Annotated in this window: 23 protein-coding genes; 8 read left to right on the top strand and 15 right to left on the bottom strand. The window is 70.6% G+C overall.

Annotation, left to right across the window (positions count from 1 at the left end):
* Positions 1-24: 24 nt before the first annotated feature.
* Positions 25-789 (bottom strand): cobalt-precorrin-6A reductase, encoded by a 765-nt coding sequence (locus ABZ016_RS34545; protein ID WP_356920657.1) that lies wholly within the window; start codon positions 787-789, stop codon positions 25-27.
* Between the two features lie 18 nt (positions 790-807).
* On the opposite strand from ABZ016_RS34545, the gene ABZ016_RS34540 reads away from it, so the two are divergent.
* Positions 808-1,926 carry a cobalt-precorrin-5B (C(1))-methyltransferase gene (locus ABZ016_RS34540; RefSeq protein WP_356920656.1) on the top strand — a complete coding sequence of 373 codons (1,119 nt, stop codon included), beginning with the start codon at positions 808-810 and terminating at the stop codon, positions 1,924-1,926.
* A gap of 16 nt (positions 1,927-1,942) precedes the next feature.
* Here ABZ016_RS34540 and cobM read toward each other — a convergent pair whose 3' ends face one another.
* On the bottom strand, positions 1,943-2,692 hold the full coding sequence (cobM, locus tag ABZ016_RS34535) for a precorrin-4 C(11)-methyltransferase (RefSeq protein WP_345663635.1): 750 nt from the start codon (positions 2,690-2,692) through the stop codon (positions 1,943-1,945).
* Positions 2,689-4,035, bottom strand: a complete 1,347-nt coding sequence (gene cbiE / locus ABZ016_RS34530) for a precorrin-6y C5,15-methyltransferase (decarboxylating) subunit CbiE (protein ID WP_356920655.1) — start codon at positions 4,033-4,035, stop codon at positions 2,689-2,691. The genes cobM and cbiE overlap by 4 nt, the downstream gene beginning before the upstream one ends.
* A 212-nt stretch (positions 4,036-4,247) precedes the next feature.
* Here cbiE and ectA point away from each other — a divergent pair, with 212 nt between their 5' ends.
* From ectA to thpD, 4 genes are read left to right on the top strand one after another with little or no spacing between them, the layout of a single operon-like run.
* On the top strand, positions 4,248-4,742 hold the full coding sequence (ectA, locus tag ABZ016_RS34525; RefSeq protein WP_356920654.1) for a diaminobutyrate acetyltransferase: 495 nt from the start codon (positions 4,248-4,250) through the stop codon (positions 4,740-4,742).
* A 57-nt stretch (positions 4,743-4,799) separates the two neighbouring features.
* Positions 4,800-6,077, top strand: a complete 1,278-nt coding sequence (gene ectB, locus ABZ016_RS34520; RefSeq protein ID WP_356920653.1) for a diaminobutyrate--2-oxoglutarate transaminase — start codon at positions 4,800-4,802, stop codon at positions 6,075-6,077.
* Positions 6,074-6,472 (top strand): ectoine synthase, encoded by a 399-nt coding sequence (locus ABZ016_RS34515; protein ID WP_356920652.1) that lies wholly within the window; start codon positions 6,074-6,076, stop codon positions 6,470-6,472. The genes ectB and ABZ016_RS34515 overlap by 4 nt, the downstream gene beginning before the upstream one ends.
* 31 nt (positions 6,473-6,503) lie before the next feature.
* Positions 6,504-7,382, top strand: coding sequence for an ectoine hydroxylase (gene thpD, locus ABZ016_RS34510; protein WP_356920651.1), 879 nt, complete (start codon positions 6,504-6,506; stop codon positions 7,380-7,382).
* Here the strand turns inward: thpD and ABZ016_RS34505 are convergent.
* From ABZ016_RS34505 to ABZ016_RS34450, 12 genes are all read right to left on the bottom strand, one after another.
* Positions 7,366-8,616 (bottom strand): hypothetical protein, encoded by a 1,251-nt coding sequence (locus ABZ016_RS34505; protein WP_356920650.1) that lies wholly within the window; start codon positions 8,614-8,616, stop codon positions 7,366-7,368. The two genes, thpD and ABZ016_RS34505, sit on opposite strands and share 17 nt — an antisense overlap.
* Positions 8,617-8,703: 87 nt before the next feature.
* Positions 8,704-9,174, bottom strand: coding sequence for a hypothetical protein (locus tag ABZ016_RS34500; RefSeq protein WP_356920649.1), 471 nt, complete (start codon positions 9,172-9,174; stop codon positions 8,704-8,706).
* Positions 9,090-10,727 carry a hypothetical protein gene (locus ABZ016_RS34495; RefSeq protein WP_356920648.1) on the bottom strand — a complete coding sequence of 546 codons (1,638 nt, stop codon included), beginning with the start codon at positions 10,725-10,727 and terminating at the stop codon, positions 9,090-9,092. The genes ABZ016_RS34500 and ABZ016_RS34495 overlap by 85 nt, the downstream gene beginning before the upstream one ends.
* Before the next feature lie 997 nt (positions 10,728-11,724).
* Positions 11,725-12,543 (bottom strand): hypothetical protein, encoded by an 819-nt coding sequence (locus tag ABZ016_RS34490; protein WP_356920647.1) that lies wholly within the window; start codon positions 12,541-12,543, stop codon positions 11,725-11,727.
* Complete coding sequence (locus ABZ016_RS34485; RefSeq protein WP_356920646.1) at positions 12,528-13,691, bottom strand: hypothetical protein; 1,164 nt, start codon at positions 13,689-13,691, stop codon at positions 12,528-12,530. Before ABZ016_RS34485 ends, ABZ016_RS34490 begins: the two co-directional genes overlap by 16 nt.
* A gap of 212 nt (positions 13,692-13,903) precedes the next feature.
* Positions 13,904-14,584, bottom strand: coding sequence for a Crp/Fnr family transcriptional regulator (locus tag ABZ016_RS34480; RefSeq protein WP_356920645.1), 681 nt, complete (start codon positions 14,582-14,584; stop codon positions 13,904-13,906).
* A gap of 302 nt (positions 14,585-14,886) precedes the next feature.
* The gene (locus ABZ016_RS34475; RefSeq protein ID WP_356920644.1) at positions 14,887-15,627 is read right to left on the bottom strand and encodes a hypothetical protein; all 741 of its coding nucleotides are present in this window, start codon (positions 15,625-15,627) and stop codon (positions 14,887-14,889) included.
* A 47-nt stretch (positions 15,628-15,674) separates the two neighbouring features.
* Complete coding sequence (locus tag ABZ016_RS34470; RefSeq protein WP_356920643.1) at positions 15,675-17,555, bottom strand: protein kinase; 1,881 nt, start codon at positions 17,553-17,555, stop codon at positions 15,675-15,677.
* A 197-nt stretch (positions 17,556-17,752) separates the two neighbouring features.
* A complete protein-coding gene (locus ABZ016_RS34465; RefSeq protein ID WP_356920642.1) occupies positions 17,753-18,283 on the bottom strand; it encodes a CAP domain-containing protein in 531 nt (176 codons plus the stop codon).
* 519 nt (positions 18,284-18,802) lie between these two features.
* The gene (locus ABZ016_RS34460; protein WP_356920641.1) at positions 18,803-19,195 is read right to left on the bottom strand and encodes a Fic family protein; all 393 of its coding nucleotides are present in this window, start codon (positions 19,193-19,195) and stop codon (positions 18,803-18,805) included.
* Positions 19,192-19,386 carry a ribbon-helix-helix protein, CopG family gene (locus tag ABZ016_RS34455; protein WP_356920640.1) on the bottom strand — a complete coding sequence of 65 codons (195 nt, stop codon included), beginning with the start codon at positions 19,384-19,386 and terminating at the stop codon, positions 19,192-19,194. The genes ABZ016_RS34460 and ABZ016_RS34455 overlap by 4 nt, the downstream gene beginning before the upstream one ends.
* Before the next feature lie 296 nt (positions 19,387-19,682).
* Entirely contained in the window at positions 19,683-20,255 is a 573-nt protein-coding gene (locus ABZ016_RS34450) for a TetR/AcrR family transcriptional regulator (RefSeq protein WP_356920639.1), read from the bottom strand.
* A gap of 115 nt (positions 20,256-20,370) precedes the next feature.
* Between ABZ016_RS34450 and ABZ016_RS34445 the strand changes: the two genes are divergently transcribed.
* From ABZ016_RS34445 to ABZ016_RS34435, 3 genes are all read left to right on the top strand, one after another.
* The gene (locus ABZ016_RS34445) at positions 20,371-21,063 is read left to right on the top strand and encodes an SDR family oxidoreductase (RefSeq protein ID WP_356920638.1); all 693 of its coding nucleotides are present in this window, start codon (positions 20,371-20,373) and stop codon (positions 21,061-21,063) included.
* A 57-nt stretch (positions 21,064-21,120) separates the two neighbouring features.
* Positions 21,121-22,176 carry an aldo/keto reductase gene (locus tag ABZ016_RS34440; RefSeq protein WP_356920637.1) on the top strand — a complete coding sequence of 352 codons (1,056 nt, stop codon included), beginning with the start codon at positions 21,121-21,123 and terminating at the stop codon, positions 22,174-22,176.
* Positions 22,177-22,308: 132 nt separating this feature from the next.
* Positions 22,309-23,313, top strand: a complete 1,005-nt coding sequence (locus ABZ016_RS34435) for an NADP-dependent oxidoreductase (RefSeq protein ID WP_356920636.1) — start codon at positions 22,309-22,311, stop codon at positions 23,311-23,313.
* Positions 23,314-23,431: the final 118 nt, after the last annotated feature.

Here is a 23,431-nt window from a genome sequence, read left to right as displayed (position 1 = left end):
TTCAGCGGCAGTTCCGGGTCGTTCTCAGCCGGTGGCCGGGAAGCCGCTCTGCCGGAGGCGGTTGCCGACCCACCGGGCCGCCGCCTCCGGGTCGGAGACGACCGGGACGCCCTCGGGGACCGGGGGCCGGCGGACCACGACCACCGGGAGCCCGGCCTCCCGGGCGGCCGTCAGCTTCGGCGCGGTGGCCGTTCCCCCGCTGTCCTTGGTCACCACGACGTCGATGCGGTGCCGGCGGAGCAGCTCGCGCTCCCCGTCGAGCGTGAACGGGCCGCGGTCCAGCAGCACCTCCATCCGGGCCGGGTGCGGGGCCTCGGGCGCGTCCACGGACCGTACGAGGAACCACAGCTCGTCCAGCGCGGCGAACGCGGCCAGGCCCATCCGTCCGGTGGTGAGGAACACCCGCCGGCCGAGCCCGGGCAGCAACCGGGCGGCCTCCTCCAGGGAGCCGGCGTCGTGCCAGTCGTCGCCCTCGACGGGGACCCAGCCGGGACGCCTCAGGGCGAGCAGGGGAACATGGGCGGTGGCGGCGGCCCGCGCCGCGTGGAAACTGATCGTCCCGGCGAAAGGGTGGGTGGCATCGATGAGCACGTCCACCCGGTGTTCGCGCAGCCACGCGGTCAGCCCCTCCACGCCGCCGAAGCCACCGATCCGTACCTCCCCCGGCGGCAGCCGCGGACTGGCCACCCGCCCCGCGAGGGAGCTGGTCGGGGTCACCCCGGGGGTCGCGTGGTGGAGTTCGGCGAGACGGCGGGCCTCCGAGGTTCCGCCGAGGATCAGTACGTGCATGGAAGTCCAGGTCCGTTCATGAGCAGCGAAGTGAAGGGCGGCCGCAGGGCCCAGCTGGAGCACACGGGCCTGCGGCCCGGCTGGACCACCGGCGCCTGTGCGACGGCGGCCACGACGGCGGCGTACACCGCCCTGCTGACCGGCGAGTTCCCCGACCCGGTGACCATCACCCTGCCGAAGGGGCAGACACCGTCGTTCGCGCTGGCCGCCGAGGAACTGGGCGACGGGCACGCGATGGCGGGGATCGTGAAGGACGCGGGCGACGATCCGGACGTCACCCACGGGGCACTGGTCCGGGCCACGGTACGGCAACTGCCCGCCGGGGCCGGGGTCGTCTTCAGGGCAGGTCCCGGGGTCGGCACCATCACCCGCCCCGGCCTGCCCCTACCCGTCGGCGAGGCGGCCGTCAACCCCGTCCCCCGCCGCATGATGGCCGACCACGTCGCCGAGGTCGCCGCCCGGCACGGGGGCACCGGGGACGTCGAGATCACCGTCTCCGTGGACCACGGCGAGGAGATCGCCCGCTCCACCTGGAATCCCCGGCTCGGCATCCTGGGCGGCCTCTCCATCCTGGGCACCACCGGCATCGTCGTCCCGTACTCCTGCTCGGCGTGGATCGACTCCATCCGGCGGGGCGTGGACGTGGCCCGCGCGGCGGGACGTACGCACGTCGCCGGCTGCACCGGGTCGACGTCGGAGAAGACGGTCGTCGCCGAGTACGGTCTGCCCGAGGACGCCCTGCTCGACATGGGCGACTTCGCGGGCGCGGTGCTGAAGTACATCCGCCGCCACCCCGTCGACCGGCTGACCGTCTGCGGCGGCTTCGCCAAGCTCTCCAAGCTCGCCGCCGGCCACCTCGACCTGCACTCCGCCCGCTCCCAGGTCGACAAGGGCTTCCTCGCCGAACTGGCCCGGCGCGGCGGCGCGGACGAGACCCTGGCCGCCGAGGTGGCCGGGGCCAACACCGGCCTCGCCGCGCTCCAGTCCTGCATCGCGGCCGGGGTGCCGCTCGGCGACCTGGTCGCCACCACCGCCCGCGACGAGGCCCTGGCCGTACTGCGGGGGGCGCCGGTGGCGGTCGACGTGATCTGCATCGACCGGGCGGGGGCGGTGGTGGGGCGCAGCACGGTGGCCTGACGGCCGCTCACCGTGCTCAGCACACGTGGCGTTCCCGCTCCGGCGAGTACAGGTGACTGTCCCGGAACTGCTCCGCCCCCAGCGTCCGCCCCACCATGATCACCGCGGTGCGCAGCACACCGGCCTCCTTCACCTTCCCGGCGATCTCCTCCAGCGTGCCGCGGATGACGATCTCGTCCGGGCGGGAGGCGTAGGCGACGACCGCGGCGGGGCAGTCGGCGCCGTAGTGCGGGAGGAGCTCCTCGACCACGCGGTCCGCGTACTTGGCGGCCAGGTGCAGCACGATCAGTGCGCCGCTGCGGCCGAGGGTGGCGAGGTCCTCGCCCTCGGGCATGGGAGTGGCCCGGTTGGCGACGCGGGTGAGGATCACGCTCTGGCCGACGGTCGGCACGGTCAGCTCCCGCTTCAGGGAGGCCGCGGCGGCGGCGAAGGCCGGGACGCCCGGGACGACCTCGTACGGCACTCCGGCCGCGTCCAGCCGCCGCATCTGCTCGGCCACCGCGCTGAACACGGACGGGTCCCCGGAGTGCAGCCGGGCCACGTCGTGTCCCTCCTCGTGGGCGCGCAGCAGTTCGGCGGTGATCTGGTCCAGGTCGAGCTGCGCGGTGTCCACCAGCCGGGCGTCCGGCGGGCATTCGGCGAGCAGTTCACGCGGGACCAGGCTGCCTGCGTACAGGCAGACCCGGCAGGCGGCGAGCGTGCGGGCACCGCGCACCGTGATCAGGTCGGCGGCACCGGGGCCGGCCCCGATGAAGTACACGGTCATCTGTCTGCTCCCGGAAGGGTGTCGTGTCCTGAGATGTCGGGTCCCGCGGTCTCGATCCCCGAGGTGTCGGGTCCCGGGGTATCGGGTCCCGGGGTATCGGGTCCCGCGGTGTCGTGGGTTTTCCGCACGGCCCACTGGGTGACCGGCATCGCCTGTCGCCACCCGGTGAAGCCCCCCACCGGCACGGCGTGTGCCACCGCGAGCCGCACCAGCTCGCCGCCGTGGCGACGGTGGGCGTCGGCGAGCAGTGCCTCGGACTCCAGCGTCACGGTGTTGGCGACCAGCCGCCCGCCGTCGGGCAGCGCCGCCCAGCACGCGTCGAGGAGGCCGCGCGCGGTGAGTCCGCCGCCCACGAACACGGCGTCCGGGGGCGGCAGCTCGGCGAGGACGGCGGGGGCGGCGCCGGTGACGACCCGCAGGCCCGGCACGCCCAGCCGGTCCGCGTTGCGGGTGATCCGTTCGGCGCGCACCGGATCGCGCTCCACGGTGACCGCGCGGCACGAGGGGTGGGTGCGCATCCACTCGACGGCGATCGAACCGGACCCGCCGCCGATGTCCCACAGCAGTTCACCGGGCGCCGGCGCGAGGACGCCCAGCGTGGCGGCGCGGACGTGCCGCTTGGTGAGCTGCCCGTCGTGCGCGTACGCCTCGTCCGGCAGCCCGGGCACGGCGCCGAGCCGCAGGGCTTCGGGGGCGCGGCGGCATTCGACGGCGACGATGTTGAGGGGATCGCCGGGCGGGTGCGGCCAGTCGTCGGCGGTGGACTCGGCGGTGGCGTGTTCCTTCTCCCCGCCGAGTTGTGCGAGGACCCGCATCGGGCTGGGCCCGAAGCCCCGGTCCCGCAGCAGGGCGGCGACCTCACCGGGGGTGGTGGCGTCCGCGCTGAGGACGAGGAGGCGCCGGCCGTGGTGCAGGGCGGCGGCGAGGCGGGCGGCGGGCCGGCCGACCAGCGTGACGACCTCCACGTCCTCCAGGGGCCAGCCGAGCCGGGCGGCGGCGTAGGAGACCGAGGAGGGGTGCGGCAGGACGCGCAGCGCGTCCGTCTCCTCGGCGAGGGCGCGTCCGATGCCGTAGAACATGGGGTCCCCGCTGGCCAGAACGGCGATCCGGCGGCCGGCGTGCGCGGCGAGCAGGCCGGGAACGGCGGGGCGCAGCGGCGACGGCCAGGCGACGCGCTGACCGGTGCACTCCGGCGGCAGCAGATCCAGCTGGCGCGCTCCCCCGATCAGGACCTCGGCCTCGCTGAGCGCGGCACGGGAGGCACCGGGCAGCCCCGCCCAGCCGTCGGCCCCGATCCCGACGACGGTCACGGTGGCGGTCGGTTCGGGGGGTACGGGCGTCACTGCGCGGTACCTCGGCTTTCGGGGACGACAGGAGGCGCAGAGGCGCACTCTACTGGGCGGTGACCAGCGCATCCTCGCTCGGGTACGCCTCCCGTGCCCCACCTGCGACCTGCGGTCCCGTGGCCGACTCGGGATCACACACGTAACATGAGTAGGCGCACACGCCCCGGGCAGCGGTAACGCCCGGTGACCGTGGAACAAAGGTGCTCCGTATGACGACACTGACGGAATACATCGGGGAACCAACAATCGCGGACGGTCCCGCTGTCTGGCGTATCGCCCGCGAATCCGGAGAACTCGACGTGAACTCTCCGTACAGTTACCTGCTGTGGTTCCGCGATTTCGCGCAGACTTCCGCGGTGGCACGCGACGAAAAGGGCGCACCGACAGGTTTCACCACCGGATACCGCCGTCCCGACCGGCCCGACGTGCTCGTCATCTGGCAGATCGCCGTCGCCGGGGCCGACCGGGGACGGGGTCTCGCCGGGGCCATGCTCGACCACCTCACCAGCCGACTCCGCGCGCAGCGCGACCTCCACCGGCTGGAGACGACCATCAGCCCGGGCAACACCGCCTCCCAACAACTCTTCCTCTCCTTCGCCGAACGACACAGGGCACCGTTGAAACGTGAACTCCTCTTTCCCGCGGAGCTGTTTCCCGAGGCCCACGAGCCCGAGTACCTGTACCGCATCGGACCACTGCACTGAAAGGCAGTGGCCCCGTGAAAGTGCGGTGTTCGGGCTCTTCCCGCACCTAGGAGTGTCATGACGAAAAGGACGAACAGGCAGCCGGATCTGAGCGTGTTCGAGAGTCTCGAATCCGAGGTACGCAGCTACTGCCGAGGGTGGCCCACCGTCTTCGTCCACGCGCGGGGAAGCCACCTTCGCGACGAGAACGACCGCACCTACCTCGATTTCTTCGCGGGTGCCGGATCGCTCAACTACGGCCACAACGACCCCGCCCTGAAACGGGCCCTCCTCGACCACATCGAGGCCGACGGCATCACCCACGGCCTCGACATGGCCACCACCGCGAAGCGCACGTTCCTGGAGACGTTCCGGAATCTGGTGCTGCTCCCGCGCGAACTGCCCTACAAGGTGATGTTCCCGGGCCCGGCCGGCACCAACGCGGTCGAGGCCGCACTGAAGTTGGCCCGCAAGGTGAAGGGACGCGAGGCGATCGTGTCCTTCACCAACGCGTTCCACGGCATGTCCCTGGGCGCGCTGGCCGTCACCGGCAACGTCGTCAAGCGGGCCGGCGCGGGCGTCCCGCTGGTGCACGGCACCCCCATGCCGTTCGACCACTACCTCGACGACCAGGTCCCGGACTTCCTGTGGTTCGAGCGGCTGCTCGACGACCAGGGCTCGGGACTGAACAAGCCCGCCGCGGTGATCGTCGAGACGGTGCAGGGCGAGGGCGGCGTCAACGTGGCCCGTGGCGAGTGGCTGCGGGAGCTGGCCGACCTCTGTCACCGGCACGACATGCTGCTCATCGTGGACGACATCCAGATGGGCTGCGGACGCACCGGAGCCTTCTTCTCGTTCGAGGAGGCCGGCATCACGCCGGACATCGTCACGCTGTCGAAGTCCATCAGCGGCTACGGCCTGCCGATGTCGCTGTGCCTGTTCGGGTCCGGCCTGGACGTGTGGGAACCGGGTGAGCACAACGGCACCTTCCGCGGCAACAACCACGCCTTCGTCACGGCGACCGCCGCGCTCGAGACGTACTGGACCGACAACCGCATGGAGAAGCAGACCATCGCCCGCGGCGAACAGGTCGAGCGCGCACTGCAGGCGATCCGCGACGAGCACCCACAACTCGGCGCCGGCATCCGCGGACGCGGACTGGTGTGGGGGATGGAGTTCACGGACAAGCACCGCGCCTCTGCCGTGGCCCGCCGCGCCTTCGAACTCGGGCTGCTGGTCGAGACGTCCGGGCCGGAGGACGAGGTCGTCAAGCTGCTGCCGGCCCTCACCATCCCTCCGGAGGAACTGGACGAAGGGCTGCGGATCCTCGCCCGCTCGGTACGGGAGACGATGTGATAGTCCGATCACTGAGTGAGATCGAGAACACCGAGCGCCACGTGAGGTCCGCTTCCGGTACCTGGGAGAGCAAGCGCCTCGTGCTCGCCAGGGAGAAGGTCGGCTTCTCGCTGCACGAGACCGTGCTGTACGCGGGCACGGAGACGTCGATGTGGTACGCGCATCACGTCGAGGCCGTGCTGTGCGTCGCGGGCGAGGCCGAACTCACCGACGAGGAGACCGGCGAGACCCACTGGATCAAGCCCGGCACCATGTACCTGCTCGACGGCCACGAGCGGCACACGCTCCGCCCCAAGACGGACTTCCGCTGCGTGTGCGTCTTCAACCCCCCGGTCACCGGGTGGGAGGACCACGACGAGAACGGTTCCTACCCGCCCCCCGAGCCCGACGCCTGAGCGAACCCGAGCGCACAGAAGGGGACCGACCATGACCGCGACCACCACGGCCGTCCAGGACCTGTACCCGACTCGGGGCCCCGCAGAAGTCATCACACCCCGCCGGGACCCGGTCGTCTGGGGGCAGCCCTCCCCCGACCTGGAGTCGTACGAACGCGACGGCTTCCTGACCGACGGGCACCTGCTGACGGACGACGAGACCGAGACGTACCGCGCCGAACTCGACCGGCTGCTCCACGACCCGAAGCTCCGCACCGACGAACGCCGCATCGTCGAGCCCAGGACACAGGAGGTCCGGTCGGTGTTCGAGGTGCACAAGATCAGTGAGGTCTTCGCGAACCTGGTACGCGACGAACGCGTGGCAGGCACCGCCCGGCGCATCCTCGGCTCCGACGTCTACGTCCACCAGTCCCGGATCAACGTCAAGCCGGGCTTCGGCGCCTCCGGCTTCTACTGGCACTCGGACTTCGAGACATGGCACGCCGAGGACGGCCTCCCGCGCATGCGCACGGTGTCGGTCTCGATCGCGCTGACCGAGAACCACGCCACCAATGGCGGCCTCATGATCATGCCGGCCTCGCACCGGACCTTCGTAGGGTGCGCCGGCCGGACACCGAGGGACAACTACAAGAAGTCCCTCCAGATGCAGGACGCGGGCACGCCGTCCGACGAGGCGCTGACACAGCTGACCTCCGAGCACGGCATCAAGCTCTTCACGGGCAGGGCCGGTTCGGCGACCTGGTTCGACTGCAACTGCATGCACGGCTCCGGCGACAACATCACGCCGTACCCGCGCAGCAACGTGTTCATCGTGTTCAACAGCGTGGAGAACACGGCGGTGGAACCGTTCGCCGCGCCGGTCCGGCGGCCGGAGTTCATCGGGGCACGGGACTTCACGCCGGTGCGGTGAGGTCGTGAGGAGGGGGACCAGCGTGCCCCTGCGACCGGATCCAGGCCACCCCCGCGAACTGTTTGACCCTGATGTCGGTGCGCATGAATCCGACGGGTGACAGGCCCTCGTACCCCTGCAGCACCAGGTCCTGGTACGTCCGGTCGGAGAAGGCGACCACGAGGTCGGTGGACCGGTCGTCGGCCAGGAGTGCTCTCAGGGGGTCGGCGTCCAGCATGCGGAAGAGCTCCACGACCGCCGAGCCCGCGTAGCCGCTGTCCCCCTCGTGGACGATTCCGTGGTGGAAGGCCGCCCGCATGCGGGTGCGCAGAGGCGACCGGGAGTCGGTGCCCCCGTGCGGCTCACGGTTCACCGCGGCCAGGGCGTCGGCGAGACCGTCCAGCAGTTGGGGGACCGCACGGGTGTCGTCGGTTTCCGGCGGCAGCACCAGCAGATAGCCGTCCCCCTGGGCCTGTCGGCCGCAAGCGTCCCAGTCGACTGCCGCCCGGGCGCAGGCCGCACGCATGACGCGCAACAGCGAGCGCTGCAGCCGGATCATGTCCGCGTTGCCGCGGGTGCTGTACTTCTCGATGTCAACCGCGAGGCACAGGTGCTGTCGCCCTGGGGGCAGTCGCTCGCCCGGTGGACCGATGCTCTCGCGGCCGGTGAGTGCCCAGGCGCCCGGCCGCTGTGTCCGCTCCGCGAGGGGCGCCGCGGCCCAGATGTCCGCACGTGACAGGGAAAAGGGCACCTCGTTGCGTGTCTGCACCTCGCCCTCCGCCCGCGTCCCGCTCAGCAGCGGGTGCTCTATCACCCCTCGTACCCGGACACGGCCGGACACGTCCGTGAGCGGTGACGGCGACTCGAGGACGGCTTGGGCCCAGCGCCCGTCAGGAGACAGCGTTCCACCGGTCTGCGGCGCTTCGAACATCCAGCGCAGGCGGTTGCGGCCGAGCCCGAACGCGGTGACGCGCGCTCCGTCGGGCCCGCCCCACCCGGCTCCGGGTCGCAGGTCCAGGGCCCTCAGGCTCTCGTCGTCGAAGGTGACCGCCAGCTCGATCTTCCGGTAGCCGCACCCGGCGGGCATCTCCTCCAAGTCGAACGGGAAACACAGCAGCAGCGTCGCCATGTCGGCCATCGGAAGGGCGTATGCCAGGGGGCGGCCGAGTGCGACGCCCGCACGCCACATCCGGTCCCTGGGTCTCAGTGCACCGCCGGCCACCAGCTCGGCGGTGGCCAGCAGGTCATGCGGCACCTGGCCGGTGGAAGCGTCGTGTCCTTCAGGTGTATCTGCGCCCACTGGCCGGTCCAGCCCCCTCGTTCCTCGACTCTCGTCCGCGCTTCACGATGACGGCGGCTCAACGGTGGTGTGCCAGCCGAACACCCGGTACCGCAGCTCCTTCGCGGTGATCGACTGACGTGAGTCCCGGACGCCTTCGCACACCTCTTCCAGCAACGCGCTCAACGCGGCGGGCTCCGACCGGTGGTGGCGTGCGGCACCGCCCAGCGCGCTCAGGTCCAGTTCCCGGTCTCCGACCAGCAGCAGCACGCTCTCCGGACGGCCGGCCACCTCCGGTACGTCCTCCGGCCACCAGATCTCCACCGGCCCGGACCGCCACCGGACCTCCACCGGCCCGGGACGGTCTCCGAACCCGCCGTCGTGCCCGGTGTCCGGCTCCATGGAGATGCCGCTGGGCTGGTCGTGGGTCACCAGTGAGGTGCGGCCGCTCAGACCCACGCCCAGCAGCCAGACGTACAGGGGCGTGAGGGTGCGGCCGGCGACGGAGACCCGGTAGCGGTCCCCGGCCCGCAACACGTCACCGGGCCGGAACTCGCGGAAGTCAAGGCTGCCCGGAGTCGCCTCGACCTCCATCCAGGCCCGCAGGTCCTGCGCGGTGAAGCCGTCAGGCCCTGGGTCCGCGAGCCCGCGCAGCCGCTCGCCCCGCGCGATCGTCTCCAGCAGTTCGACGATCTTCCGGACCGCGGAGGACGTGCCGCGTCCGCCGGCTCCCGGCCCTGCGACGCGGCGCGATCCGGGACTTCGCTCCGCAGGGCGGCTGCCGCCTCCTCGAACCGCGCGGCCCAGCGTGCCTCCGCCTGGAGCCAGCCCCGCACCGCTCGTCGCGCGGCAGGCTGCCCGGCGGCGCTGTCGAGGGCGTGCACGGCCTCGAGGAAACCGGAGCGAGCGCGCTCCGCGGTGGCGAAGGCCACGGTTTTCCCACCGGGCAACTCCCACTGAGACAGCACGGCCGTGTGATAGGCGCGGGCCACCACGGGGTCGTCGGCCGACGCGGCCCGCAGGGTGTCCCGCCCCATCCTCGACCGGTGTTCCTCGTAAACGGTGACCGCCTCCAGAGCCCGCTCGGCGGCGCGCCGTGGGTCGCCGAGGGTGAGCGACGCCTCTGCCGCGATCGCGGGCCTCTCCCAGGGCTTCACCGGCTCCGCGCCGTCCGCTCCGATGCGCCGCTCCGCCGCGGCGGCCCGTTCCGGCTGTCGCAGGCGTATCCGGAGCGCCGCCGACTGCTGTGCCGTGAGCGCCCCGTGTGCCTCCAACTCGTCGGCCTCCGCCCGCGCTTCCTCCGAGCGGCCCAGTTCCACCAGGAGCGCACAGCGCGCGAAGGAAGGCGGCGCGCCACGCTCGATCAGCGCCTCCGCCTCCCGGGCGGCGCGTTCCGCCGGGGCCCGCAGACCTGCCGTCCTGAACCGGCGCAGCCGGTGCAGTTTCTCGACGGCATGGGCCGAGAGCAGTCCGGCGTGCAGCCCCTCCAGGGAATCGCGCAGAGCCTCCGCCACGGCTGTGTCTCCACCCTGCCCGCACTGCAGTCGCTGTCCGAGACCGATCACCCGTGCGAGCCGGGGCCGTGCGGTGGCGACGAGGTCGGGGTCGCCCAGTCCCACCGCCTCGTTGAGGAAGAGTTCGGCTGCGAGCGCCGTGGACAGCCAGGCGTTGACCACGGGGACGGACCGCGTGGCCTGCCCCTCTGCGTCCTCCCGGCACATGTCCTGCAACTGCCGCTCCCGGGTGCGGAGATCGAGGTCGGCGAGGACGAGAGAGGACAGCCGGTGGCGGGCGTCGTGATACGCCCCCAGCGAGCCGGTCATCGGCCCCGTCGTCAGGCGGACGGCAGGGGGGACGGGCCCTGCCACGTCCGCCGCCGCGACCTGTTCCACGAGCCGCTGTGCCAGGTCGCCCGCCTCCCGGCCGCGGACGATGTGCCCCTGCCGGGTCCAGTCGCCGGCCCGCGCGGCGACGAGGTGTGCCAAGCCCAGGAGCCAGGAACCGCTGCCCACGGTCGACGCCCAGCGGCGGACCTCCTCCACGTCGTGCCCGGACGACGGCCTGCCGTCCTCCACGGCGTCCAGCATGCTGTGCACCTTGAGCGCGCCACGCACGCCTGGTCACCGGCGTCCGCGGCCAGCGTCAGTGCCCGGTCGAAGCTTGCGGTGCGGTCGCCGGTCTTCCGCCGCAGCCGTGCCACGTGCGCCAGGCGCAGCGCAGCCGCTGCCCGCCCGCGCGCCGCGCCGGCGTCCCGGAACAGCGCGTCCGCGGCGGCGTAGTGCTTCGCGGCTCGGTCGAGTGTCTTCCGCCCTGCGGGGAGGGGCAGACAGCGTTCCGCCGCGCCGGGCGTCCCGAGTTCCCCGTCACCCGCCAGCAGCGACGACAGGGCGGCGAAGGCCGGGTCTGCGGGCACGAGCCGCAGCGCTTCCCGACGCAGCGCCTCGCACCGGCGCCGGTCCCCGGCCCGTGCCCGCACGTCTCCCGCGATCAGCAAGTGGTAGGCGACCGGGCCGACGAGACGCCCCTCGGCGATCTCGCGCGGCACCTCGTCGAACCACCGCACGGCCTCGCCCACTTCTCCGGCCCCACCGACCGCCGCGATCACCTCGGGAGGCTGAGCGGCGAGCGTCTCCCCGCTCCGCAGGACGGCACGGGTGACCAGCAGGTCGGGGAGGTAGCGGGCCGCCAGGAAGGCGGCGAGCCGCAGGCCCGGGTCTCGGGCGAGGACGGCCAGGCGGCCGTGCGTTCCGTCCATGGCCTTCAGCAGCGCCGCCTCGCCCTGGGCCGGCAGGGCCCAGCCGACCGCGCCGCCGGGGCCCCAGTTGACGTCCATGGCGGTGGTCGCGGTCCGCAGGGTCCGTGTCACCAGGTCGTCGTAGGTCTCCTCGGGTTCGGGGTCGTCCAGCACGGCCAGCGCCCGCTTGGGCTCGCCGGCGGCCAGGGCGGCCCCCGCGGTCAGCCAGCCCCGCACGGGTTCGGCCCAGAGCTCCGGCCTGACGGTGGCGGGATCCACGCCCCGCAGATCGGTCATCAGGAGCTGGACGAGCAGACGGATGCCGTCCGCCGTGTGCCGGCCCTCGTAGGTCACTTGAGCTTCCTGATGACCAGGAAGACAAGGACGGTCAGCAGGATCGCTCCGGCGGTTCGCGCCAACCGCCGGGGCCTGCCTGACGCGGGATGTCCCGCTCCTGTTCCCCCGCCGCGAGCCTGCTCAGGAGATACAGGATTCTTTCCGCCCTCTCCAGGTACGGAGTCCCCAGCGTCAGCAACCTGTCGATCAGGGCGCAGACCGAGGGCCGACAGGACAGCGGACAGGAGCGCTCGGGCGATTCGCGGGATGCGCGATGGTCGACGGCCCGGGTGGGCCGTCACAGTGCTCCCTTCCGAGGGGGAGGGCTCCGTGAGGTACGGGTCGAGGTCCACGACCCGTAGGGTCTCGCCGGTCTCCGGTGCGGCGAACGACGGGCAGGGGCTCACCGGGTGGGCAGTGGTGTCGGCTTCGAAGAACGCCCGTACGTCCGCTCGGCATCGGCGATGGACGTCGGCGAGGAGCTCCTGGGTGGCGGGCGCTCCGGGAGGCGTCCTGCAGACGACTCCTTCGATCAGAGGGGTGCGCCGGGGTCCGCTCATCGCGTATTCGCCGTCCTGGCCCACATCGGCGGCCTTGAGATAGACGACCCGGTACAGCAGGAACAACGACTCCGACCCGCGTCCCCGGTACTCACGTCGGTAGACCGCGTCCTCCGTGGGGTCGCCGGCCGTCACGTCGTGGAGCAGGGAGTGCCTGTGCTCGTCCACGAGGAAGTCGGGCGCGGCCACGATCCGGAAACCGGTTCTCACGGACCGCGTGAGGGCGAACGGCCATACCTCGACGGATGAGGAGTGCTTCATGCCGTGGTCCACGACGATTCCTCCCTGATGAACCGCGAGCCCGGATGCTCGGCCTCGAACTCGGCGAGTTTGGCGTGGAAGAGTGCGACCAGCCCGGCGAGCGCCTCCTTCTCGGAGGTGGCCCGCAGCATGCGGTCACGCAGCTGCTTGATGTCCTGTTCGACCCGGTCGCCGTAGGCGGTCACCTGGGTCTCCACGAACTGGAGAAAGACGTCGGCCATGTGGTCCCGCACCAACCGCATCACGGGTGACCTCGTGGCGGCCGTGTTCAGCAGCGTCCGTACGAGCGGCACCCTGTCCTTGACCATCCGCATCCACGCGAGCCGCTGGTTGCTCCGCTCGATCTGCTGGGATTCGGGTGGCGCGTGACGCTCCATCTCCTTCAACTGGGCCTCGAAGAGGTCCATCAGCACCGCCATGAACGGAATCTCCACGTGCAACGGCGTGGGGAATCCGCCCTTCTTGACCATGGTCACGCCGTCCGGACCGAGAGTCGCGAAATCCAGCCCGACGGAACTGACGGGGATGAAACGCACTCCCTTGGCGCTGCCCGGGGACCGCAGCTGGGTCTCCACCGTGTCCCTGAAGTCCGGGTGCCGCATGAGGCAGTCTTTGACGGCCTGCACCGTGTGCCCCGCCGCCACGAGGACGTCCCACTTGGTGATGACGAAGTGCACGATGCCCCGGCTCTTCAGCATGTGACTGAAGACGGCGACGAGATCCTCCATCAGCGTGAGGTCTCCGTCCAGGAAGCGCAGCACCTTGACGCCGTCCAGCAGGACGAGGAGGAACTCGGACTCCTGGATCCGGCTGAGGACCCGGTTGCCTGCCTCCACCCGCCCGTCCGGTTCGGTGAGGTGCTCGCCCGAGTAGTCCAGGTACGTGATGGAGAAGGGGCTGTAGGTCTCGTTGCGCGCGGTGCGGACGGAGCAGGTGAACTCCCACTCCGATATGTCGTGCCGGCGCTGAGGGTCCGGCCAGGCGTCGGGGCTCGTGATCTGCTGGTAGATCCTGTTCAACCTGGTCGACTGTTCTGGTGGCAGCTGGACGTGGAACCCCAGGTCCGGTCGCGGGATCGCGAGTCTGCGGAACAGACTGGCGAGGTAGACGGTCTTGCCGGACTCGGCGGGGCCGAGCACGGTGACGGGAATGGTCGGCATGCAGTGCCTCGCAGCGCTTCACATGGTGGTCTCGCCTGACACACAAGCGAATACGGCGAACCGTGCGTGACGCTCCCCCGTACTCCTGGCCCGTAGTGAAGCCGTCCGACGACCGTCCGAACCGGTCGCAGTGCGGGTTCGGGCCAAGGTCGGCCAAGAAAACGTTTCGGCCAGGTCCTCTCAGCGGAGACGCCGCCGACCGGGCCGCGCGGTCAGTGAGCGGCGGCGATTCTCCGCAGTACGGGAACCGAGTGGACGGTGAGGCGGCAGCGTCCGTAGCTGACGGCTCGCGAGGCCCTCAACTCCTGTAGCGCATGCTGCACACGCCGCTCCCGCGCTCCGATGAACTCGCCCCACTCCGCATGCGTCAGCCCGGGCCTGACCGACACACCGTCCGGTGTCGGGGCTCCGTACTGCTCCGTCAGATCCAGTACGGCACGGCACAGACGCGCGATGACAGGACCGCGCGTGAACTCGGTGCGGCGACGCACCGCGGTACGACTGCGATGGGCCAGACTCCGGCTGACGGCCAGCCCGGCGGCCTGGTGCCGGGCGAGCCAACCCAGCCACTCCTGCTGCGATATGCGCCGCACGAACAGCCGCTCGGCTGCCGTGACCGTGGCCGAACGGGGTTCGTTGTCGAAGGCCGCGGTTTCTCCCGTGACATCACCGGCGGCACGGATGTCCACGAGGGAGGTCGCGCCCTGATCATCGGTCGTCGCCACCTTGGCGAAGCCGTTCAGCAGCACGAGCACGAACGTGTCCGTGGCGCCTTCGAGCAGCATGATCTCGCCGGCCTCGTAGGTGCGCACGGTGCCGGCCTGCAGCAGGGCCGACCGCGCCTGGTCGGCAGCTCCGCCGTGCGCCTCGGCCACTCCGTTCAGCTCCCGCAACAGCGTGCCTCGCGGGTATGCGGTCTGTGCCTGACGCAGTGCAGACCCGCGCTCCCCATGTGGTTCCCACACACTGGGCACACCGTCCCCCTCGCAGATGTCCCGTCTGCGTGAATTTTATCCAGCCGGCGGGACATACGACGCAAGATGTGAATTTGCGTATCAAATGATTGCCGCTCTGTTCCCCGTCGTTGCGACGCCGACCGATTCGTGGCCCTCCTGTTTGGAATTCGGCTCCCGCTTGACGTGAACGGGCCCGCTGAAAGAGACGGTTCTTTCACCCCGCCTCCCCTCAACCGGTATCAACGGCAGGTGTAGGAGAAGGACGCGGACGCGGTGTGCCGGCTGGGGGACTTGATGACCAGCCACGCCGTCGCCTTGCTGGTGCCCTTGCCACGGAAGGTCCACAGCAGGCGCAGACGCGTCTCCTCCTGCCCCTTGCCCAACCGCTCCTCGCGCGGGCCCGAGGAGGTGCCGTCACTGCGGTTCCACTCGTAGGTGAACGCGCCGGCCGCCCCGTTCGTGTGCACCACCGCGACCACCTCGGCGGTTCCGTCACATCCGAGGACGCTGCTCGTCTGTGCCGTGACCTCGGTGATCCTCAGGTCCCCTGTCTGCCGTTGCCAGAGCAACCAGGCCAGCCCGACGACCAGGACGGCCGCCGCCAGGCCGTATCTGCGCAGCCAGTGCGGCCGTCCGCGGGAAGCTTTCCGGCTCATGTGCTTCCCCGTGCCGCGCCAGACGTCGACGGCGGTGTCCGTCAGTCCCAGGGGCGGGACGCCCGGCCCGAAGTGCAGGACTTCGGACTCGGGCGCGGGCTCGGGCTCGGGATCCGGCGTGGGCGCGGGCGCGGGCTCGGGATCCGGCGTGGGCGCGGGCGCGGGCTCGGTACTGGTCCAGTGGGCGTCGAGCGCGGTCGGAACGTAGGTGGCGTCGACGACGTCCCTGATGGTCGGTTGCACATCCGGATCCTGCAAGGTCGGCTGCAGGCCCGTCTCCGGTAACTCCCACGGCACCACCGGGCGTTCGCCGCGGTCCGTCATCCTCGCCCTCCGTTCGACTCGCTCTCAGACACTCAGCCGGACAGGCGTCAGCCGGGCTCACCCTCCACGGCCACCGGGGTCCCCTGCCGCGGAGTCACCGCCGATGTCCCCGCCGAACCCGAGCCGGCGTCGCCGCCGCTGCCGCCGACGGAGGTACCGGAGTCGGTGCTGCTCTGGCTGGTGGCGTGTGACTGCGTGCTGGGGCTGGGGCTTGTGTCACCTTCCGGGCCCGTGCCCCCGCCGGTCACAGGGCCGCCCGCTGACCCAGGTACACCGTCGCCGGTGCCACCGTTCGAGTGACCGTGTCCCGGCCGCGGGGTGTTCTCTCCGGTGCCGGGGCCGGGGCCGGAGCCGTCCTGTCCGGATCCGGGCTGGTCTGTGGGGCCTGTGCTGGATCCCCTGCCCTCATCAGGGCCCCTGTCGTCCGGCTTGCCACCCGGCGTGTTTCCGTCCTCAGGGGAAGCACTGTCGCTGGGTTCGACGCGGCTGGGGTCGGTGTCGCTGGGCTCGGTGTCGCTGGGGTCGGTGTCGTTCTCCACACCAGGGCCCCCGTCCACGCCTTCGTCGGCATCGGTTCCGGTGTCACTCGGCCCGCCACCGCTCTTCTCCGTACCCCGGCCGGTATCCCCCTCCCGAGGCCGGGCGTCCGTGCCACTGTCCCCGGCCTCCCCGCCGGAGCCCGAGTCGGAACGGGTGCCACCATCGGCGGGCGCTGCGCCCGCCCCGTCGGAGTCCTCGACAGCCTCGGGCGTGCGGTCACGCTCGCTACCCCGCGTCTCGTTCGACGAACCGGTGTCCTTCAGCGCGTCGACCCTGGTGACGGCCTCGGTGTGCGCACCGGCGTGCGCTTCGGCCCCGCCCGCCCAGCCGTTGGGCATCACGCTCAGCAACCCCGCCACCGCCACGGCGGCCGCGCCGGTGAGTACATCGCCCCGCCTGCGCAGCCGCTTGCGGCGCCGTGCGGTCAGCACGGTGCGGGCCAGTTCGGCCGAGGAGCCCACCAGTCGAGCGTCCAGGCGTGAGATCGCCACCGGCACCAGGGCCGCCGCGACCGCGGCCAGCCGACTCTGGCCGCGTTCCTCCCAGTCGGCTCCGTACGCGTTCTCGGCCACCCACTCCAGCTCCCGCAGGAAGTCGAGAGCGCCGGCGGGACGGAGCGCCGGGTCCTTGGCCATGCCGTGCAGGACCAGCCCGCGTACCTCTTCCGGCACCCGCTCGATCGGCACCGGCTCCTCGACGTGCTGGCGCAGGAAGTCGACGGGTTCCGGCCCTTCGAACGGACGCGCACCGGTCAGACACTCGTAGAGGGTGGCGGTCGCCGCGTACACATCGCCGGCCGGCGTGGCGGCTTCCGTCTTCCACTGTTCCGGGGGCATGTAGGCAAAGGTGCCGCACAGGTTGTGGCGGTCGCCGGTGCGCGCCGAGATCCCGAAGTCCACCAGCTTGGTCTGGCCGTCCCAGTTCACCAGCACGTTCTCGGGCTTGAAGTCGCGGTGCACGACGCCGACACCGTGCGCGGCGGCAAGCCCGCGCAAAGACCCCTTCAGCACGACGAGTGCGGCCTCGGGGTGCGTGTGTCCCTCTTTCTTCAGCAGCGCGCGGAGTGCGGCACCGTAAACCAGTTCCATGACGATGGCCGCGCCCTGCTCGGCTTCGACGTACTCGTACAGCCGCGTCACATGAGGCGATGTCAGACCACTGAGGAGCCGGGCCTCATTTCGCAAGGCAGTGCGAAATTCCGTCTTCGAACAAAGTTCCTCATTGAGGTATTTGATCGCGACGTTTCGGCTGGTCGCTTCGTGACGGGCGATCACTACCCGCCCATTCCCACCCTTACCCAGATTCTTCAGATCGACATATCCGGGAACGGTCCACGAATCGTCATCCCGTTCGACTTTCCATCCGCCGCGACCGGTCACTCCTGCCACGTTTCCCCCTGGTGTTCAGTTGCGCTGCGGCTCCTCGAACGAGGCAACCAAGGGGGAATTCTTCCAGCGGGAAAAGATCCAATACAGCGAAAAGTTTCACAGTTCTGCAACCGTCATTGCTGACGGAAATTCAAGTGATAGTGACGACAGTGGCGAATCGTACCGGCCGCCCGGCAGCCGGTACGGTTCAGTTCCTGTCAGCCGACGCTCCCACCGCAGGCAGCGGCCCTGGTCACCAGACGGCGGTGCGGCCCAAGGAGCAGCACGTCCCAGTACAGGTTGTCGTAGCCCAGGCTGAAGGCCACGACGTCCCGGCTCATCAGCCGCTTGTAGAACGCGTTCTCCGGGGCCGGGTCGGTGGCCTTGTCCGCGAACCACCCGTCGTGGTTGTAGCCGTAGAGCAGGTGCTCCCTGTACATCGGGGAGAAGAGGCCGGCATCGTTGAGCCGGTCCCGCGTGCTCCTGCCGTCGGTGCCGACGAAGCTGAGCCGCCCCATCCTGCTCATGTCGGCCGCGTGGCTCCTTGCCACGTCAGACGCGCGCTCGGAGATCCGAAGCGCCGGCAGGCCCTGACCGGCCCGCTCCTTGTTGATCTCACACGTGATGTAGTCGATGTTCGGGCTGTACTGGGGGCGCGGTGCGGCCTGGTGTGACCGGGAGCCCGCCCGGGCCCCCTGGAGGGGCTCCGCAGCCCCGGCGGCGGGCAGCGGAGAGACCAATCCGAACATGGCGGCCATCGCAAGCACGGCAGCCCTCATCGTCAGGCGATTCACGTGGGCACCTCTCTGGGCAGCACACCGGGCCGAGCGACCCGTCGGCCGCAGTGTGCCCGCGCCGACCGGACCCCGACGCACAAGACAAGGCCAGGTCACACGGACGAAGCAACGTTTGAGGACAGATGGGCGTGCCGGTGCCGGCGAGGCCGGCAGGGACGCTGAGGTCGAAGAAGGCGCCGGGGACGACTACCGGCTACTCGGGACCGGCCTGGACAGTCCTGCGGGCGCCCGAGCGCCGAGCGAACGTCACACCGGCGCCTAAGACATCTGGTCAGCCGGGAGCTTTACAGGCTCCGGGAGCCTGGCCGAAGACCCTGGGCGTCATGCGGGCGTCACGTCCGGCCCGAGCTACGCATCAATCCGCCGAACGAACAGATCCCGAAAGAACGGGATCAGTCTGCCCGGCAGAATGCATGGAGCCGGCTGCCACTTTCGGAACTCCGTTTCGTCCCCGCCGCACGATGTCGAACGTCAAGAAGCGGGGAACCAGGTCGAGAGGCGCTTGGCGATGGCCGGTACATCGATGTCGTCCTGTGCGACTGCCTCGACGAACGGGCCGGCAACGGAGACGGGCGGCGAGACGGTACTGGCGCTGACACCGTTGAACCGCAGGAAGACACGCATGGCGAGCCAGGCGGTGGGCTTGTTGCCGTCGATCAGCGCGTGATTGCGGGCGACGGAGTGCAGCAGTGCCGCAGCCTTCTCGTGCAGCGTGGGATACGACTCGGCTCCGAAGACGCTGGTCCGGGGTCGCTCGATCGCCGACACCAGAAGGCCCATGTCACGCACGCTGTGCTCGGTACCGTTGACCGTGCGGGCGATTGCCAGGATCTCGTCGATCTGGATGTAGCGCACGTCCGTCACTTCAGGTAGTCCAGGATCTCCGCATCGCTGTCCATGAGCTCGGCCAGAACGTCATCGACCTTCAGCTCGGCTCGGTTCTGGGCGTCACGGATGACCTCAATGGCTAGTTCCTGCTTGCTGCGGCCCTCCCGACGAGCCCGCTCGGTGAGCTTTGCGTCAAGGTCGTCGGGGAGTCGGAGTGGCATCGCCATGCAGTCATGATGCCGGGCTGGTATCAAGGCGGCGAGGTCATAGCAGCCACTCGGCCTCACGCTTCTTGAGGTTCCCGATTCGAGCATCACGCATCACGCGAGCGTCGAGAATCTCAGGACGAGACCTTGACGGTGTCCTCCGATGCAGCGCCTCCCCCATGAGTGCACAGGCCAGGAAGGTCGCGAGGGACGCCGTCCGCTCGAACGCCGGTACTTCGTGAAACAAGTGGAACACCATCGGCCGGGTGCGGCGGCCACCGGTCCGGCCGAGCCGACCAGCGAGGCAGACGGTCTGCCTACTGCCCTTGATCAGCCCGCGCGGTCAAGGCCGCGTGCGCGGCGGCGAGGATCTCCCCGGAGAGCGGGGAGCCCTTGGTGGCCCGGGACAGGACCAGCGCACCGAACAGGGTGCAGAGCCGGACGATGCCGTCCTGGTCGTCACCGGCCAGGAAATCGGCGAAGTCGGCCACCCCCTCGGCGTAGACGCGACGGGCCTCGCGCCCCCCGCCCTCGCGCGCGATGTCGGTGGCGAGCGCGGCGACCGGGCAGCCGTCCGCCGGGTCGTCGCGGTGCTCGACGGAGAGGTAGGTGTCGATCAGCGCCTGCTGGGCGGCGGCGCGCTGCCCGTCGTGCCGCTCGAGCCCGGCGCTGTAGCGCTGGGCGAGCTCGGCGAAGGCGTGGGCGGTGGCCTCGTCGACGAGCGCCTCCTTGGAGGCGAACTGCTTGTAGAAGGCGCCGTGTGTCAGACCGGCCGCCTTCATCAGGTCGGCGACGCTGACCTGCGTGCCCTGCTCGCGGAACAGCCGGGACGCGGTGTCCACCACCCGCCTGCGATTCTCCTCCGCCTGCGCCTGCGATACGCGGCCCATGACCACCTCCCATTTGGATGTCGACTGGCATCTATCATAGACCCCGTGTTTAGATTGCATTCGTAATCTAATTCCTGCGGGTGGCCGACGGCACCCGCCACGACCAGGAGCGAGCATGGAACTGAAGAACGCGGTCGCGGTCGTCACCGGCGCCAACCGGGGCTTCGGGCGGCACCTGGCCGCCCAGCTCGTCGAGCGCGGCGCGAAGGTGTACGGCGCGGCCCGACGCCCCGAGACGGTCGACGCGCCGGGCGTCATCCCGCTGCGGCTGGACGTCACGGACGAGGCCTCGATACGAGAGGCCGCGCGCGTGGCGTCCGACGCGACACTGCTGATCAACAACGCGGGTATCTCCACCGGCGCGTCGCTGATCGGAGGCGACGTGGCTGAGGTGCGCCGGGAGATGGAGACCAACTTCTTCGGCCCGCTCGCCGCGACCCGATCCTTCGCCCCCGTCATCGAGGGCAACGGCGGCGGCGCCATACTCAACGTCCTGTCCGCCCTGTCCTGGTTCCACCCGGCAGGACTCGGCTCCTACGCCGCGTCCAAGGCCGCCGCGTGGGCGCTGACCGGTGCCACCCGCGAGGAGCTGGCACCCCGCGGCATCGCCGTCTCGGCGCTGCACGTCGGCTATATGGACACCGACATGGCCGCCGGCGTGCCGGCCGATCAGAAGGTCTCCGCCGCCGATGTCGCGGCCCAGGCCCTGTACGGCATCGAGACCGGCCTGCCCGAGATCGTCGCCGACGAGACCAGCCGGTACGTCAAGCGGAGCCTGTCCACGGCACCCCAGCCGAACGCGGGCTGACGCTCACCCCTCCACCCGGCGCGACCACCTTCACACCCCTTCACGCAAGGACATCTCATGCGTTACACGACCTTCGGCCACCGGACCGGACTGCGCGTCTCCGAGTACGCGCTCGGCACCGCGAACTTCGGCACCGGCTGGGGCGCAGGCGCCGAGCCGGACGAGGCACGCTGGATCTTCGACCGGTTCGCCGAGGCCGGCGGCACCTTCCTCGACAGCGCGGACGCCTACCAGTTCGGCGAGTCGGAGGAACTGACCGGAAAGCTGATCTCCGCCGACCGCGACCACTTCGTCCTGGCCACGAAGTTCGCCCTCGGCGCCGGCCCGCAGCCCGGCATCTCCAGGACCGGCAACAGCCGCAAGAACCTGGTCGCCTCGGTCGAGGCCAGCCTGAAGCGCCTGAGCACCGACCACATCGACCTGCTGTGGGTGCACTTCCCCGACGAGCTCACTCCTGTGGAGGAACTCCTGCGCGGACTCGACGACCTGGTGAGCGCGGGCAAGATCCACCACGCCGCGCTGTCCAACTTCCCCGCCTGGCGCGTCTCGCGCGCGGTAACCCTCGCGGACCTGAAGAACTGGGCCCCGATCGTGGGCATCCAGCACGAGTACAGCCTCGTCGAGCGCACCGCCGACCGTGAGCTCCTGCCCATGGCCGAGAGCCTCGGGCTCGGCGCAGCCCTGTGGTCCCCGCTCGGCGGCGGACTGCTCACCGGCAAGTACCGCAGCTCCACCGAGGGGCGCCTGAGCGACCTGGGCATGGTCATTCACACCGAGAGCACCGGCCAGAAGACCGCCGTCGTCGACACCGTTCTGGCGATCGCCGAGGAGACCGGTATGACGCCCGCCCAGGTGGCGGTGGCCTGGGTGCGCGAGCGCGCCGCCCGTTCCGTGGCCACGCTCGTCCCGATCATCGGGCCGCGCAATCTCTCCCAGCTCGACAGCTACCTCGGCGCCCTCGACGTCCACCTGACCGATGAACAGTACATCCGCCTGGCCGAGGTCAGCGCGGTGCCGCTCGGTATGCCCCACGAGGCGATCACCGCCTCCCTGGACCGCCTCCAGGGAGGCGCCGCCGACCGCGTCACCGCTCCGGTCGTGCCGGTGGCCTGATGGGTGAACGCGCCTGAGAACGCGGTGCGCCCGCGCGCCCAGAAAAACAACACAAACTGCCCTGCACTGGGTAAAACCCGGGGCAAACGGCTCCCCGGCCTTTCATGGACGGGAAACGGAAGGGAGACGACGATGAAGGCTTTCATGGTCGAGAAATACGGCGACCAAGCCAGGATGCGCGCCGCCGAAACACCCGACCCCCAGGTAGGTGCCGACGACGTCCTGGTCAAGATCCACGCGGCGAGCGTCAACCCCCTGGACCTCAGGATCCGCAACGGAGACTTCAAGGCGTTCATGCCCTACCGTCTCCCGCTCGTTCTGGGCAACGACCTCGCAGGGACGGTCGTCCGGATCGGCCCGTCCGTCACCCGCTTCGCGGTGGGCGACGAGGTCTACGCCCGGCCCGACAAGGACCGCATCGGCACCTTCGCCGAACTCATCACCGTCCGCCAGGACGACCTGGCACCCAAACCGGCCACCCTCACCATGGCCGAGGCCGCCTCCCTCCCCCTGGTCGGCCTGACCGCATGGCAGGCACTGGTCGAGCGGGCACGCGTGCAGCCGGGCCAGAAGGTCCTCATCCACGCGGGCGCCGGCGGCCTCGGCTCCATCGCCGTCCAGCTGGCCAAGGCGCTGGGCGCGCACGTGGCCACCACCGTGAGCACCGCCAAAGTCGATCTGGCCAAGGACCTCGGCGCGGACGTCGTCGTCGACTACCGCACCCAGGACTTCGAAGAGGTCCTCGACGGCTACGACGTCGTCCTCGACAGCCTCGGCGGCGAGAACCTCGCCAGGTCCCTGCGCGTTCTCAGGCCCGGCGGCACAGCCATCAGCGTCGCGGGCCCGCCCGACCCGGCCTTCGCCCGCGAACTGGGCGCGAACCCGATCCTCCGCCTGGCCATGACCGCCCTCAGCTTCAAAACCCGGCGCAACGCCAGGCGTCACGGTGTGACGTACTCGTTCCTGTTCATGAAGGCCAGCGGTGACCAACTGCGCGAACTCACCCCCCTCATCGACACCGGGAAGATCCGCCCCGTCATCGACCGCGTCTTCCCGTTCGAAGAAACCCTCCAGGCCATGGAATACGTCGAAAAGGGACGGGCGAAGGCCGGCAAAGTCGTCGTCGCGATGACGTAAGGGCGGGAACGACTCCCAGGCGCCAGTCATTTCCGGCAACAAGAAGACCCTGCACACCTCGCTCCCCACTGGGGGGGGGGCGGGGGGCGGGCCCGGCCCCGGCGGGCCGGGCCGCGCC

It is taken from the genome of Streptomyces sp. NPDC006372, assembly GCF_040612515.1.
Taxonomy (GTDB): domain Bacteria; phylum Actinomycetota; class Actinomycetes; order Streptomycetales; family Streptomycetaceae; genus Streptomyces.
The sequence above is the reverse complement of the archived record's forward strand: the minus strand, read 5'-3'. Positions and strand labels throughout refer to the sequence as shown.